This is a genomic window from Azospirillum agricola (assembly GCF_020005195.1).
Lineage (GTDB): Bacteria > Pseudomonadota > Alphaproteobacteria > Azospirillales > Azospirillaceae > Azospirillum > Azospirillum agricola.
This window is the reverse complement of record NZ_JAIFZR010000004.1, coordinates 610630-625000: the sequence shown is the minus strand read 5'-3', so window position 1 is coordinate 625000 and position 14371 is coordinate 610630. Positions and strand designations below refer to the sequence as shown.

At 66.1% G+C, this 14371-nt stretch carries 10 protein-coding genes and 2 rRNA genes (1 of these 12 cut by a window edge); 9 read left to right on the top strand and 3 right to left on the bottom strand.

Features of this window, described 5'->3' with window-relative positions:
* The 5 genes from JN22_RS11650 to JN22_RS11630 all read left to right on the top strand — a co-directional run.
* Positions 1–1372: ribosomal RNA gene (locus JN22_RS11650) — 23S ribosomal RNA — on the top strand (it extends 1371 nt beyond the left edge of the window).
* Between the two features lie 151 nt (positions 1373–1523).
* Positions 1524–1639, top strand: a 5S ribosomal RNA gene (gene rrf / locus JN22_RS11645).
* Between the two features lie 425 nt (positions 1640–2064).
* Positions 2065–3069, top strand: coding sequence for an ABC transporter substrate-binding protein (locus JN22_RS11640; protein WP_085554079.1), 1005 nt, complete (start codon positions 2065–2067; stop codon positions 3067–3069).
* Positions 3070–3098: 29 nt separating this feature from the next.
* A complete protein-coding gene (locus JN22_RS11635) occupies positions 3099–3932 on the top strand; it encodes an ABC transporter permease (RefSeq protein WP_085554078.1) in 834 nt (277 codons plus the stop codon).
* A gap of 28 nt (positions 3933–3960) precedes the next feature.
* Positions 3961–4803, top strand: coding sequence for an ABC transporter ATP-binding protein (locus tag JN22_RS11630; RefSeq protein ID WP_085554652.1), 843 nt, complete (start codon positions 3961–3963; stop codon positions 4801–4803).
* Between the two features lie 33 nt (positions 4804–4836).
* Here the strand turns inward: JN22_RS11630 and JN22_RS11625 are convergent, their stop codons facing one another.
* The 3 genes from JN22_RS11625 to JN22_RS11615 form a co-directional block, all read right to left on the bottom strand.
* Positions 4837–6210 carry a sigma-54-dependent transcriptional regulator gene (locus JN22_RS11625; RefSeq protein WP_085554077.1) on the bottom strand — a complete coding sequence of 458 codons (1374 nt, stop codon included), beginning with the start codon at positions 6208–6210 and terminating at the stop codon, positions 4837–4839.
* 1 nt (position 6211) lies between these two features.
* Positions 6212–8038 carry a sensor histidine kinase gene (locus JN22_RS11620; protein ID WP_085554076.1) on the bottom strand — a complete coding sequence of 609 codons (1827 nt, stop codon included), beginning with the start codon at positions 8036–8038 and terminating at the stop codon, positions 6212–6214.
* A gap of 212 nt (positions 8039–8250) precedes the next feature.
* Positions 8251–9174, bottom strand: a complete 924-nt coding sequence (locus JN22_RS11615; protein WP_085554075.1) for a LysR family transcriptional regulator — start codon at positions 9172–9174, stop codon at positions 8251–8253.
* 109 nt (positions 9175–9283) lie between these two features.
* On the opposite strand from JN22_RS11615, the gene JN22_RS11610 reads away from it, so the two are divergent.
* The 4 genes from JN22_RS11610 to JN22_RS11595 all read left to right on the top strand — a co-directional run bounded on the left by JN22_RS11610 (position 9284) and on the right by JN22_RS11595 (position 13652).
* A complete protein-coding gene (locus JN22_RS11610) occupies positions 9284–10087 on the top strand; it encodes an NAD(P)H-dependent oxidoreductase (protein ID WP_449658093.1) in 804 nt (267 codons plus the stop codon).
* Positions 10088–10673: 586 nt separating this feature from the next.
* Positions 10674–12176, top strand: coding sequence for a sensor histidine kinase (locus JN22_RS11605; protein WP_085554073.1), 1503 nt, complete (start codon positions 10674–10676; stop codon positions 12174–12176).
* Positions 12166–12615 (top strand): response regulator, encoded by a 450-nt coding sequence (locus JN22_RS11600; protein WP_085554072.1) that lies wholly within the window; start codon positions 12166–12168, stop codon positions 12613–12615. Before JN22_RS11605 ends, JN22_RS11600 begins: the two co-directional genes overlap by 11 nt.
* Positions 12612–13652: a sensor histidine kinase gene (locus JN22_RS11595; RefSeq protein WP_085554071.1), complete on the top strand. Its 1041-nt coding sequence runs from the start codon at positions 12612–12614 to the stop codon at positions 13650–13652. Before JN22_RS11600 ends, JN22_RS11595 begins: the two co-directional genes overlap by 4 nt.
* Positions 13653–14371 lie beyond the last annotated feature (719 nt).

Genomic DNA, 14371 nt, shown 5'->3' with positions numbered 1-14371 from the left:
GTTAATAGTCGTGGGCCAGCGGGTGTGTGACGGATGGGAAAGCGTGTGCGGCCTTATCGGATTGGCCGCGCTGGGGACCCGTTCCAGGAAATAGCCCCCGCATCAGACCGTACCCCAAACCGACACAGGTGGACAGGTAGAGCATACCCAGGCGCTTGAGAGAATGGTGTTGAAGGAACTCGGCAAATTGCCCTCGTAACTTCGGAAGAAGAGGGCCCCGTTCGTGCGCAAGCATGGGCGGGGGGCACAGACCAGGGGGTGGCGACTGTTTACTAAAAACACAGGGCTCTGCGAAGCCACACAAGGCGACGTATAGGGTCTGACGCCTGCCCGGTGCCGGAAGGTTAAGAGGAGGGGTGCAAGCTCCGAATTGAAGCCCCGGTAAACGGCGGCCGTAACTATAACGGTCCTAAGGTAGCGAAATTCCTTGTCGGGTAAGTTCCGACCTGCACGAATGGCGTAACGACTTCCCCGCTGTCTCCAACACCAACTCAGCGAAATTGAACTCTCCGTGAAGATGCGGAGTTCCCGCGGTCAGACGGAAAGACCCCGTGCACCTTTACTACAGCTTTGCAGTGGTGCTAGGGATCTCATGTGTAGGATAGGTGGGAGGCTTGGAAGCATGGGCGCCAGCTCGTGTGGAGCCAACCTTGAAATACCACCCTTGAGGTCTCTGGCATCTAACCGCGGCCCGTTATCCGGGTCCGGGACCCTGCATGGCGGGTAGTTTGACTGGGGCGGTCGCCTCCCAAAGTGTAACGGAGGCGCGCGATGGTGGGCTCAGAGCGGTCGGAAATCGCTCGTCGAGTGCAATGGCATAAGCCCGCCTGACTGCAAGACTGACAAGTCGAGCAGAGACGAAAGTCGGCCATAGTGATCCGGTGGTTCCATGTGGACGGGCCATCGCTCAACGGATAAAAGGTACGCCGGGGATAACAGGCTGATGACGCCCAAGAGTCCATATCGACGGCGTCGTTTGGCACCTCGATGTCGGCTCATCACATCCTGGGGCTGGAGCAGGTCCCAAGGGTTCGGCTGTTCGCCGATTAAAGTGGTACGTGAGCTGGGTTTAGAACGTCGTGAGACAGTTCGGTCCCTATCTGCCGTGGGTGTAGGAGTTTTGCGAGGATCTGTCCCTAGTACGAGAGGACCGGGATGGACGCACCTCTGGTGCACCGGTTGTCACGCCAGTGGCATGGCCGGGTAGCTAAGTGCGGACGGGATAACCGCTGAAAGCATCTAAGCGGGAAACCCACCTCTAAACCAGACCTCCCTTGAGAGCCGTGACAGACCATCACGTCGATAGGAGGCGTGTGGAAGGGCGGCAACGCCCGAAGCTAAGCCTTACTAATCGCTCGATTGGCTTGATCCCTCACCGACAAAGCGCGCCGCGCGCAGCGGCAAGCCCGCTTCAAGCCCAGACGGCAAACGCCGTTTCGATCCTCAAAACACGTCACTTGCACGACAGCGCGAACGCGAAACGCTCCGGTTGGACGAGACGTCCGGTTCCTGTGCCTCGGTGACCTGGTGGTCATGGCGAGGTGACAAACACCCGATCCCATCCCGAACTCGGCCGTGAAAAGCCTCTGCGCCGATGGTACTGCGTCTTAAGGCGTGGGAGAGTAGGTCGCCGCCAGGTCTCCAAGGCACAGGGTCAAAACCAGACATCACAAAACTCTCCAAACCAAACGCTTCCGAAAACGCGCGCCATCTTCATCGAACACGCGACACCTTCACCGGTGGCCCGTTGCGTCACAGACGCGGCGGGCCATTTCGCGTTGGGGGCATCCGACCGTCTGATGCCTATGTTCCGGCCATCCAACCGGTCCCTTCATCACGCATCATGCCGCGCCATCGGTAATCGTTGCTGGGAATCCATAAGCGGAAATCCGCCGATGGATGGACGGTGATCAGCGGAGATCCGCCGATGGCACCTCCGTGTAGGGTTCATAGAAACAAGGCGCTTCAACGGTTTGTCGGTCAAACTGACGATGGCATGCCCCTTGCTCTCTTCCTGGTCAACCGCGGCGAAGGGCTGCGGATCACGACCCTGGGGAGAGAACGATGCTTCGCAAGAGCCTGCTTGCCGCCGCCATCGCCGCTGTTACGCTCGCCGCGCACGACGCTTCGGCCGCTGATCTGGTGCGGCTCGGCAATTTGAAATTCGCCCATTACGGGGCCGTCTCCTACATGAAGGAGATCGCCGGCAAGTACGACCTGAAGATCGAAGAACGGGTGTTCCCCAAGGGCATCGACATCCTGCCCGCCATTGTCGCCGGCGAGATCGACGTGGCCGCCAGCGCGGTGGACGCCGCCATCGCCGGTCGCGCTTCGGGCGTGCCCATCTACGCGGTGGCCGGCTTCGCCAAGGGCGGGGCGCGCATCGTCGCCAAGCCGGGTGCCGGGATCAAATCCATCGCCGACCTGAAAGGCAAGAAGGTCGCCACCCCGCGCGGCGGCGCGCAGGAACTGATCTTGCTGGCCGAACTGGCCAAGCACGGGCTGAGCTGGTCCGACCGCTCGGGCAAGGACGTGCAGATCGTCTACATGGCCTACGCTGACATGAATCAGGCCCTGCTCTCCGGCAACATCGACGCCATGTCGCAGTCGGAACCGCAATCGAGCCAGGCGATCAATAAGGGCTTCGGCGTCGAGGTCATCAAGCCCTACGACACCGAGCTCGGCGAGCCGGTCCGATCGCTGGTCGTGACCGAGGAGTTCTACAACAAGAAGCCCGAGGTGGCCGAGCGCCTGATCCGCTGCTTTGTCGAGGCGACGGCGACCTTCATCGCCAACCCGGAACTGGCCGAGAAGTACGTGCGCGAGCAGATGTTCAAGGGTCAGATCACCAGCCAGGACTTCAAGGACGCGATCGGCAACTCCCCTTACAGCTACGACCTCTCGGTTGCCCATGTGCAGGTTACGACCGACCTGATGCAGAAGTTCGGCGTCGGCCGGATGGACAATCCGCCCAAGGCGACGGAGTGGGTGAAGCTGGATCTGCTGGAGAGGGCCAAGGCCGCCGCCAAGCCCGTTGGCAGCAAGACCGCCGACACCAAGACCAACTGAGGCCCGTCCGGTGCCGGAAAGGATCGCACATGTCCCGAGCCAAATCCCCCTTCTCGCCCGCCGCCGTGCTGCGCGGCGCGCTCGTGCCCATGCTGGTCGTCGCCTTGTGGCAGGGGCTGTCCATGTCCGGGCTGATCAACCCGGTCGTTCTGCCCTCGCCGGTGGCGGTGGTGGAGCGCTGGTGGGCCTATCTATTGCCTCCCGATCCCTATGATCCGGCGCAGGGAAGCTGGTTCCTGTGGGCGCTGTCGGGCGAGATGCTGTTCGACGCCTGGTCCAGCCTGTACCGCGTGGTGCTGGGCTTCGCCGTCGGCGCGGGGCTGGCCCTGCCGCTGGGGCTGGCGATGGGCGGCAAGCCGCGCGTCCACGCGCTGATGGATCCGCTGTTGCAGATTTTGCGGCCGATCCCGCCCATCGCCTACATCCCGCTGGCGATCCTGTGGTTCGGGCTGGGCAACGCGCCGGCCGTGTTCCTGATCGCCATCGGCGCCTTCTTCCCGGTCCTGATGAACACCATCGCCGGGGTGCGACATGTGGACGGCATCTATCTGCGCGCCGCCCGCAACCTGGGGGTCGGCAGAACGACGATGTTCATCCGCGTCATCCTGCCCGCCGCGACCCCCTACATCCTGGCCGGCGCCCGCATCGGCATCGGCACCGCCTTCATCGTCGTGATCGTGTCGGAGATGATCGCGGTCAACTCCGGCCTCGGCTTCCGAATCCTGGAAGCGCGCGAGTTCATGTGGTCGGACAAGATCATCGCCGGGATGTTCACCATCGGCCTGCTGGGGCTGGCCATCGACATCGGCATGAACCGTCTCAACAACCATCTGCTGCGCTGGCATCGCGGGCTGGAAAACTGATCCTGGGGAGGAACGAAGGATGACGCCCATGCTGAAGACCATCGCCGATGGCCAGCCCTGGACCGGCGCCGGCACCGCTCCCGTCCAGATCAGCGTGCGCGGGGTGGAGAAGAGCTTCTCCGCCGGCGCCCAGCCCATCGTGGCGCTGAAGGACATCGATCTCGACATCCGAAAGGGGGAGTTCGTCTGCCTGCTCGGTCCGTCGGGCTGCGGCAAGTCCACCCTGCTGAACGCCGTCGCCGGCTTCCAGCCCCCGACGCGCGGCACGGTCAATGTCGATGGCCGCGTCATCACCGAGCCCGGCCCCGACCGGGGCATGGTGTTCCAGGAATACGCCCTGTTTCCCTGGATGACGGTGGCGCAGAACGTCGCCTTCGGCCTCGAGATCAAGACGATGCCAAAGGCCGAGATCGCGGAGCGGGTCGAGTGGCTTCTGGGCAAGCTGCATCTTCAGGACTTCCGCAACCGCTATCCCAAGGATCTGTCGGGCGGCATGCGCCAGCGCGTCGCCATCGCCCGCGTGCTGGCGCTCGACAGCCCCATCCTGCTGATGGACGAGCCCTTCGGCGCGCTCGACGCGCTGACCCGCCGCACCTTGCAGGACGAACTGCTGCGCATCTGGGAGGAGGTCGGCAAGACGATCCTCTTCGTCACCCACTCCATCGAGGAGAGCATCTATCTGGCCGACCGCATCATCGTGATGACCTACCGGCCGGGCACCATCAAATGCGACGTCCAGGTCGAGATGCCCCGCCCGCGCGACGCCTCGGCGCCGGAGTTCAACCGGTTGAAGCGCGAGCTGTCGCAGATGGTGATGGAGGAGCAGCAACGCTTCAGCCAGGACGAGATCCGCTCCGTCACGGCGGATTGACCGCGCGAAGGCCGGACCGGATGGCGCGCTCCTTCAGCGGGGCAGGAAGCGGGTCCGGTCCAGCCCGTGGCGCGCCATCTTCTCGTTCAGCGTGCGGCGCGGGGTGTTGAGCGTCTCCATCACAGCCTTGATGTCGCCCTTGCAGCGCTCCAGCGCCTGCTCGATTGCCCGCTTCTCGAAGGCGTCCACCTGATCGGCAAGCGCGCGCGGGGAGCTGGCCTCGCTTCCGGCGGCGCGGCGGCGCAGCAGCCCTGCCACCCCGCCGCGCCCGACCGCCAGCGTGTGGCGTTCGGCGAGGTTGCGCAGCTCGCGGACGTTGCCCGGCCAGTCGTGGGCCAATAGGGCGTCGATGTCGGCCGGCTCCAGGGGGCGGGGCTCGCGGCCGTGGCGTTCGGCGAACTCGGTGGCGAAATAATCGAAGAGCAGCGGGATGTCGTCACCGCGCGCCCGCAGCGGCGGAATGTGCAGCTCCGCCACGTTCAGCCGGTAATAGAGGTCGGCGCGGAATTTCCCCTCGTCGCTGAGGTCGAGCAGGTCGATTTTGGTGGCGGCGACCAGCCGAAGATCGATCGCGACCGATTTGTTGGAGCCGAGCCGTTCGATGGTCCGTTCCTGCAACGCGCGCAGCAGCTTGACCTGGATGGCGAGCGGCATGCTCTCGATCTCGTCCAGGAAGAGGGTGCCGCCGCTGGAATGCTCCAGCTTGCCGGCGCGGCGCTGGCTGGCGCCGGTGAAGGCGCCGGCCTCGTGCCCGAACAGTTCGCTCTCCGCCATGCTGTCGGGGATGGCGCCGCAATTGACCGGGACGAAAGCCCCCTTGGTGCGCGTGCCGAAATCATGCAGGCAGCGGGCGACCAGTTCCTTGCCGGTGCCGGTCTCGCCGTGGATCAGCACGCTGGCGCTGGTGGCGGCGAGATCCATCAGGTCACGCCGCAGTTCCGCCATGGCGGGGGAAGTGCCGACCAGCCGCGTCTCGATCCCGTCGCCGGCCGCGCGCAGGCGCAGGCCCCGGTTTTCCAGCACCAGCCGGCGTTTCTCCGCCGCCCGGCGGATCACCGCGACCAGATGATCCGGCTCGAACGGCTTCTCGATGAAGTCGTAGGCGCCGCGCCGCATCGCCTCCACCGCCAGCGTCACATCGCCGTGACCAGTCACCAGGATCACCGGCAGGTCGGCGTCGCGCTCCAGGGCGCGCGCCAGGACCGCCATTCCGTCCATGCGCGGCATCCGCACGTCGGTGACCAGCACGCCTGGGAAGTCGGGCGACAGCCGGTCGAGTGCGGGCTGCGGCGTCGCGAACCCTTCGGCGGCGAAACCCGCCAGTTGCAGCCATTGCACCACCGACAGACGCATGGCCATTTCGTCGTCGACGAACAGGACGGGGGATGCCTGGGGATCGGTCCGCATCTCAGATCTCCTCGGCGTCGGGAAGCAGAAGAATGAAGCAGGCGCCACCGTCCGGGTTGTTCTCCGCCCGCAACGTGCCGCCGAAATCGCGCACGATGCCGTAGGACAGCGACAAGCCGAGGCCAAGGCCTTGGCCGACCTCCTTGGTGGTGAAAAAGGGATCGAACAGCCGGGACCGGTGCGCCTCGGCGATGCCGGTGCCGCTGTCGCGGATGCGGATCTCCCACCCTTCCGCGACCGGACGGGCGGCGAGGTCGAGGCGGCGGTCGGCCACACCGTCCATGGCGTCGGCGGCGTTGCGCAGCAGATTGACGAAGACCTGCTCCAGCCGCACCGCGTCACCGCGCACCCGTGCCCCGGCCGGGATCGCCTGGATCACGTCGATCCCATCCTCGCGCAGACGGGGTGCGAGCAGGGCCAGCGCGCGGTCCATGGCGCGGGCGACTGGCACCGCCTCGACCCGCGCCGGCCCCTTGCGGGCGAAATCCTTGAGGTGGCCGGACAGCATCGCCATCCGCTCCGCCAGATCGCCGATCATGGCGAGGTTGTCGCGCACCAGCCCGGTCTCCCCCCGTTCGGCCAGCAGGCGGGTGGAGGCGACGAAGGTGCGGATGGCGGCCAGCGGCTGGTTGATCTCATGGGCCAGCGCGGCCGACATCTGGCCGAGCGCCGCCAGCTTGCCGGCCTGGACCAACTCCTCCTGCGCCTCCCGCAGGACACGGTTGGCGGCAACCAGCTCGGCGGTCCGCTCCTCCACCCGGCGCTCCAGAGTGACGCGTGCCTCGCGCTGAACGCGCAGGGTCTGGCGGCGCTGATGTCCCAGGGCCAGGAACGCGGCGGCCAGCAGCACGCCCATGGCGGCGAGGATCGCGGCGCCGGTCGCCCGTGCCCGCACCGGTTCAGGGTCGGACAGGAAGCGGATGGTCCAGCCGAATTCCGGCAAGGGCCGTTCCTGCATCAGGAACGACCGCCGGCGGACCGGCCGCGTGTCGGGGTCGCCCTCGGACGGATCGTCGGGCAAGCTGACGAGACGCGCGCCGCTCTCCACCTCCGGCCCGTCCTGCAGGCCGAGCGCCGCCAGTTCCGTCCGGTCGTATTGCCGCGTCCGCGCCAGTCCTTCCCGCACCGGGCCAGGCAACGGGCGCAGGGCGCGGTACTTCCAATCAGGATGGCTGGACAGAAAGACGATGCCGTGGCCGTCGGTGACCAGCACCCGCTCGCCGCCGGCCGCCCAGTCGCGTTGCAACGGCTCCAGGTCGATCTTGACCACGGCGACGCCGATCAGTCGCCCGTCCAGCCGGATCGCCTGCGACAGGAAATAGCCAGGCAGGCCGGTGGTGACGCCGATCCCGAAATAGCGGCCGGCGCCTTCCTCCACCGCCTGCCGGAAATAAGGCCGGAAATCGTAGGTCTGGCCGACGAAGCTTTGCGCTGGATCGGCCCAATTGCTGGCTGCCAGTGCGACCCCCTTGGCGTCCACCACATAGAGCGCCGCCGAGCCGGCCGACAGGTTCGCCTGTTCCAGCCGCCGGTTCACCGCATCCCGCCGGGCGTCGGTCGGTGTCTCGAGCAGGCCGAGAACCTCATGGTCGCGGGCGACCAGAACGGGAAGATAATCGTAGCGCCCGACGGCGTTGCGGATGCTGCTGGCGTAGAGCCCCAGACGCTGGTCGCCGTTCAGCGCCAACTCGGCGCGCGCACCGGTTTCCGCCCAGTGATAGGCCACCCAGCCGGTAAGCGCGGTGGCCGCCGCAAGCGTCAGGGCGATGAGCGCGACCCGGCGCCGCCTTGCGCCGCGTGGGTCAGGGGAGGTGGAGACGAAGGCCATCCCATGTCTATGCGGGCGACGTCCCGGACTGTCCAGCGCCGTGCTGCGACCACCCCCGGTTTTCCGGCGGGCGGAGCCGCTCAGGGGGCCCGGGATGTGGTGCCGCGCCCGAGCGGACGAGCGCCTGGAGGGGATGGGCCGAGCACGGTCATCGAGATACGCATCCATCCAGGCCACCGGATGGACGCGTATCAAACGCTTGAAGCTCCAAGTCAGGGCGACCGCTCGATTCCTGGAATGCCCATGATCTCTTCGGCCAGGAATTCCACCAGCAGCCTGACGCGCGAGACGCCGGCCCGTTCCGGCACGATCAACATGTTGAGTGGCACGGAGGGCGGAGCAAGGTTCGGCAGGATGGTTTCGAGACGGCCATCGGCAAGGAGGTCGTCCACCAGCCAGATATGGGCCGGACCGACGCCGCGACCGGCGAGATAGGCTTCGCGCGCGGCCAGCCCGTGATCGGTCCGCAGGCGCCCCCCGAAGGACACGAGGTGGGTTTCGCCGTCCGGCGCTTCCAGCGTGAGCGCATCGCTGCCGGCGATGTTCGACATGCGGATGCCTTCGAGACCCGCAAGATCGTCCGGCTTCGTCGGCCTGGCATGCCATGCCAGATAAGCGGGCGAGCCGACGAGGATGCGTCGGCTCGCCCCAAGCGTCCGCAGTTTCATCGAACTGTCGGCGAGCGGGCCGAGGCGGATGGCGATGTCCACGCCTTCACGCACGAGGTCGATGCGCTCGTCGGTCAGGCCGAGATCGATCGCGATTGCGGGATGGCGGTCCTGAAAAGCGAAGATCAGCCGGCTGATGTGACGGACCCCAAGCGCGGCCGTGCAGGACACGCGCACTGTGCCGGCTGACGCTCCACTCCCCATGCGCGCCTCGTCGCCCGCCTGTTCGACGAGGCGCAGGATCCGCAGAGCCTTGGCGTAGTAGCGGCTGCCCTCGTCGGTGAGTGTGACGCGCCGCGTGGTTCGGCTGAACAGCGCGACTCCGAGCGCTTCCTCCAACTCGCGGATATGCCGCGTGACGCTCGACTGCCCGATGTTCATCTCGCGTGCAACGGCCGACAGGTTTCCACGCTCGGCGACGCGGATGAAGGTGCGCATGCGTTCGAGGGTAACGTTTGATTGATCCATCTTATGGCATTGTCCTATCCATTCCCAATCCATAGCGGATCAATGGTCGTGCGCCTAGCTTGCGGAACATCCCCTCCCAAGCGAACAGGTGCTCATCATGAATGTGTTGATGGTCTTCGCCCATCCCGAACCCCGTTCCCTCAACGCCGCCCTGCGCGACGTCGCGATCAGGGAATTGGAGACCCGGGGCCACGCGGTGCGGGTTTCGGACCTCTACGCCATGAACTGGAAAACCGCGGTGGATCGCGCCGACTTTCTCAACCTCGACGCCGACGGGCGTCTGAAGGTGGCGGCCGCATCCAGCGAGGCCTTCATGGCCGGCGCGCTGACCGAGGACGTCAAGGTCGAGCAGGAAAAGCTGCTTTGGGCCGACACGCTGATCCTTCAGTTTCCGCTCTGGTGGTTCACCATGCCGGCGATCCTCAAGGGGTGGATCGACCGCGTTTACGCCTATGGCTTCGCCTATGGCGTCGGCGAGCACAGCGACCGGCGCTGGGGTGACCGCTACGGGGAGGGTCGCCTCGCCGGCAAGCGCGCGATGCTGATCGTGACGACAGGCGGCTGGGCCGAGCACTATTCGCCGCGCGGCATCAACGGCCCGATCGACGATCTGCTGTTCCCCATCAACCATGGCATCCTGCACTATCCGGGATACGACGTGCTGCCGCCTTTCGTCACCTACCGGGTGGATCGTCTCGACGAAGCCGGGTTCGCGCAGACGGCGGAACGCCTGCGCGAGCGGATGCGCACGCTCGACACCACGCCGCCGATTCCCTTCCGCCGCCAGAATGGCGGAGAATATCTGATTCCGAGTCTTCAGCTTCGCCCCGATCTGGGGAGTGCCGAAGCGACCGGCTTCTCGCTGCATCGGGATGAACGGAGCCCTTCGGAAAGCGGCTCCGGGAACGGATGATGCGGACGTGACCTGCGCCAGCGTTCGGGGGGGCCGCCAAATGCCGTGCCGCGTCCGAGCGCTTGATGCGGAAGGGTCCGGAGGGGTCGGGCCGTGCGGCGCGCGACGGCGAGCCTGTCGCGCGGAGCGGCAACCTCCGGGCCTGGATCGTCCGTCGACGCGCCGCCGGAGCGTGCCGCTCGCGCCGGGTTGGCGGCGCGGGGGCGCGCAATCCGGCGCGCGCCCGGCAGAACCCGGTGTCGCCGAACGGGGTTTGAAACCGCGCATCGGCCGGATGCGGCCTCGGCTTCCCACGTCCGCACTTTCGGTGGGGGACTCCAGCCAAGAGCCCTTCCATGGCTGCCCGACAACTGACCGTACGCTTTCCCACCCCGGAACCGATAAAGCAGTGCCAGCATCAATCTGATATGTTGGCTGAATGATGTTCATATTACCAATTGATCATGGAGGCATATTATCTTTTAAAGATGCGTTGCCGGTCACGCGCTTGATTGTGATTTGGGTGCGTTGTAAGAATTTGTACTGCGTCCGATTGGTGGTTCAGCATCCGGCGCCCGCTCTTTCACATCCCGGCCGACCGTTCGTGATGCATATATCCAACACCACCGTCACCCGCCGAACCATGCTGATGCTGCTCGCCGGCGCCCTGGCGCTGCTGGGAATCGTCACGATGTCGGGATGGCTGGCGGAAAGCACGCGGCAATACTCCCAGGCGGTGGGGCGGATGACCGCCATACGGGTTGCCGCCGGCACCCTTCTCAGCCAGTTGCAGGACGCCGAGATCGGGCAGCGCGGCTATCTGCTCACGGGGGACCGCCAGTATCTCAAGCCCTACGAAGCGGCCACCACGGCGGTGGACGACACGATCGCCCGTCTGCACGGCTTCGCCGAGGGGGAGGACGCCGTCGCGTCGGACATCCTCGACCGTCTCGCCGTGCTTGCGACGGCAAAGCGGACGGAATTGGCGGAGACCATCGCCTTGATGGAGACCGGGCGCCGGGACGAGGCCCTGGCCGTCGTGCGCACCGGCCGCGGAATGAGGTTGATGGACGAGGCCCGGCAGGCGCTTGCCGACCTGATCACTCCGGCCGATGCCCAACTCGCCGCCCAGCTCGCCGCCATGAACGGGCAGGCCAGGATGTCGCGCTGGGTGGCGGCGCTTGGCGGTCTGTTCATCCTGCTTGTCGTGGGCGGGGCCGTGTGGATCGTGCTGCGCTACACCCGCGACCTCGTGCAGGCACAGCACGCGATCCAGGCGCTCAACGATTCCCTGGAACAGCGGGTGGCGGAGCGCACCGTGGAGTTGCAGCGGGCCAACGATGAGATCCAGCGCTTCGCCTACATCGTCAGCCACGACCTGCGCGCGCCTCTGGTGAACGTGATGGGCTTCACCAGCGAGTTCGACAGCGGGCTGGCGAGCGTCCGCGCCCATCTCGACCGCCAGCCGCCCGACGGGGACGACGCGGCGGCGGCCGAGGCCCGCCGGGCGGCGACCGAGGACATGCCGGAGGCCATCGACTTCATCCGCGCCTCGACGAGCAAGATGGACCGCCTGATCAACGCCATCCTTGCCCTGTCCCGCCAGGGGCGTCGAACGCTGGTCCCGGAAGCCGTCTCGATGCAGTCCCTGCTGGAGAACGCGCTGGCCAGCGTCCGCCACCAGGCCGGCGAGCTGGGGTGCGCCATGGACATCGCCGGCCCTCTGCCATCGCTGGTGTCCGACCGGCTCGCGCTGGAGCAGGTCTTCGGGAACCTGATCGACAACGCGGTCAAGTATCTCGACCCCGCCCGTCCCGGCCGGATCACCATCCGCGGACGGGCCGAGGGAGACCGCCTCCTTTTCGAGGTCGTCGACAACGGGCGCGGAATCATGCCGCAAGACCATCAGCGAATCTTCGAGCTGTTCCGCCGCTCCGGCGCGCAGGACCGCCCCGGCGAGGGGATCGGGCTCGCCTATGTGCGGACGCTGGTCCGGCGCCTGCAAGGCGACGTCACCGTCGATTCGGTTCCTGGACAGGGCAGTGTCTTTCGCATAAGCCTTCCCAAAACCCTGACCCTGTCCCCGGAGACGCCGGCTCATGAAGCGTGACCCCCAGACGGTGTGCATCGTCATGATCGAGGACGACGAGGGGCACGCCCGGCTGATCGAGAAGAACATCCGCCGGGCCGGCGTGACCAACGAGATCCTCCCCTTCACCGACGGGACCAGCGCGCTCGCCCATCTGTTCGGTCCGGACGGAAGCGGCGAGGCCAGCGCCGGGCGGGCGTTTCTCATCCTGCTCGACCTGAACCTGCCGGACATGACAGGGGTCGACATTCTCGCCAGGGTGAAGACGAACCCCTACACCAAGCGCTTTCCCGTCGTGGTGCTGACGACCACCGACGACCGCCAGGAAATCCAGCGCTGCTACGACCTCGGCGCGAACGTCTACATCACCAAGCCGGTGAACTACGAAAGCTTCGCCAACGCGATCCGGCAGCTCGGGCTGTTCTTCTCCGTCATCCAGATTCCCGAGGCGGAGGGATGACGGAGCCCGGCGTCCGCATCCTCTACATCGACGACGACCTCGCCCTGGCGCGGCTGGTGCAGCGGCGGCTCGGACGGCGCGGTTACACGGTGGAGTGCGCGGCGGACGGCGAGGCGGGGCTGGCGCGGCTGGCGCAGGGCGGCATCGCCGTGGTCGGGCTGGACCACGAGATGCCGGGGGCGACCGGGCTGGACATCCTGCCCATCCTGCTGGACCGGGCCGACGCGCCGCCGGTCGTCTACGTCACAGGGGCCGGCGACACGCGCGTCGCCGTCGCGGCGCTGAAGGCGGGGGCGGCCGACTATGTTCCCAAAGAGGTCGGCGACGGCTTCTTCGATCTGCTGACGGCGGCGATCGACCAAGCCCTGGAGAAGGCCCGCCTGCGCCGGGAGCACGAACGGGCGGAGCAGGAGGTGCGCGCCGCGCGCGACCGGGCCGAGTTGCTGCTGCGGGAGGTCAACCACCGGGTTGCCAACAGCTTGGCCCTGGTGGCGGCTTTCGTGCAGATGCAGAAGTCATCCCTGTCCGATTCCGAGGCCCGCGCCGCGCTGGGGGAAACCCAGGCGCGGATCGCCGCGATCGCCGGCATTCATCGGAGCCTCTACACCTCCGGTGAAGTCCGCTCCGTCCGGATCGATGCCTATCTGCAAACGCTGTTGGCCGAGATGCACACCGCCATGGCCTCGCACCGGCCGGGCATGTTTGCCGTCACTGCCGACGCGATCCTGGTGCCGACCGACACGGCGGTGTCCCTGGCGGTGATCGTCACCGAGCTGGTCACCAACGCCTGCAAATACGCCTATCCCGAAGGCCGGTCCGGCAGCATCCGTGTCCGGGCGGAGACCGCCGGGGGGCAGCTCTCGGTGAGCGTGGAGGATGATGGGATCGGCTTTCCGGGTGGCGGCGCGCCGCAGGGAACCGGTTTGGGCACCCGCATCGTCCAGGCCATGGCGACCAGCTTGGGCGCCATGCTGCATCATGACCGTCAACACGCCGGCACCCGGGTGACGTTGACGATGCCCCTGCAACCGCTGTGACGCCCGGACCACGCAGGTTTCCCGACGGTTGCGTTTCCTGAGCGGCCGTGCCGCGGCGCAAACACCTTTCCATGACGAAGCGGTTCTCATGATCGTGTTGGGAATGGCGAGGAGGTCCCCCGCGCGGGCGGCGATGGCGAACGTCTGCGGGCATCCGGCCTGAACGTTCCCGGCGTCGTGCCCCTTGACCATGGAATTCCAGCCGGGTGCCGACACCGGGTGTCCCACCGAAGCCGGTGTCGCGGTCATGGCGAACTCGGGAGGCCGCCGGGTTCACCGCCTGGAATGGGGGCGGTTGGTTCCACAAGCGGCGCATTCCCACCCCAGCGGCGCATCCCTTCCTTGAGGTCCATGCGCGCTGTTGGGCTCGGAATCGGAGCATCGCCATGGCGGCGCAACCCAAACCGGATGGCTCTCGGGAGACGGAAACCCTTCCTCCACCAACGCGTGCCGCGTTGGGCAGATGGCTGCTTGCATCGGCTTTCAGAATTGCCTTGACCTTCTCGATGCATGGGTGCCTGCAAATTTATTTCTTATTTTTGATGTTTTGCGAAATTTTAATTTGTAGTGAAGCGCGTCATATATGTTTATAAAAGAAAAATATATTGTTTACTCTACTACATAAGGCGTGTCGTCCGCCATGGATATTACGATTTATTTGTGGAACACAACCTGTTGATGCAAATAATTCCACGGGTCCAGCGGGAATGGTTTTTCCC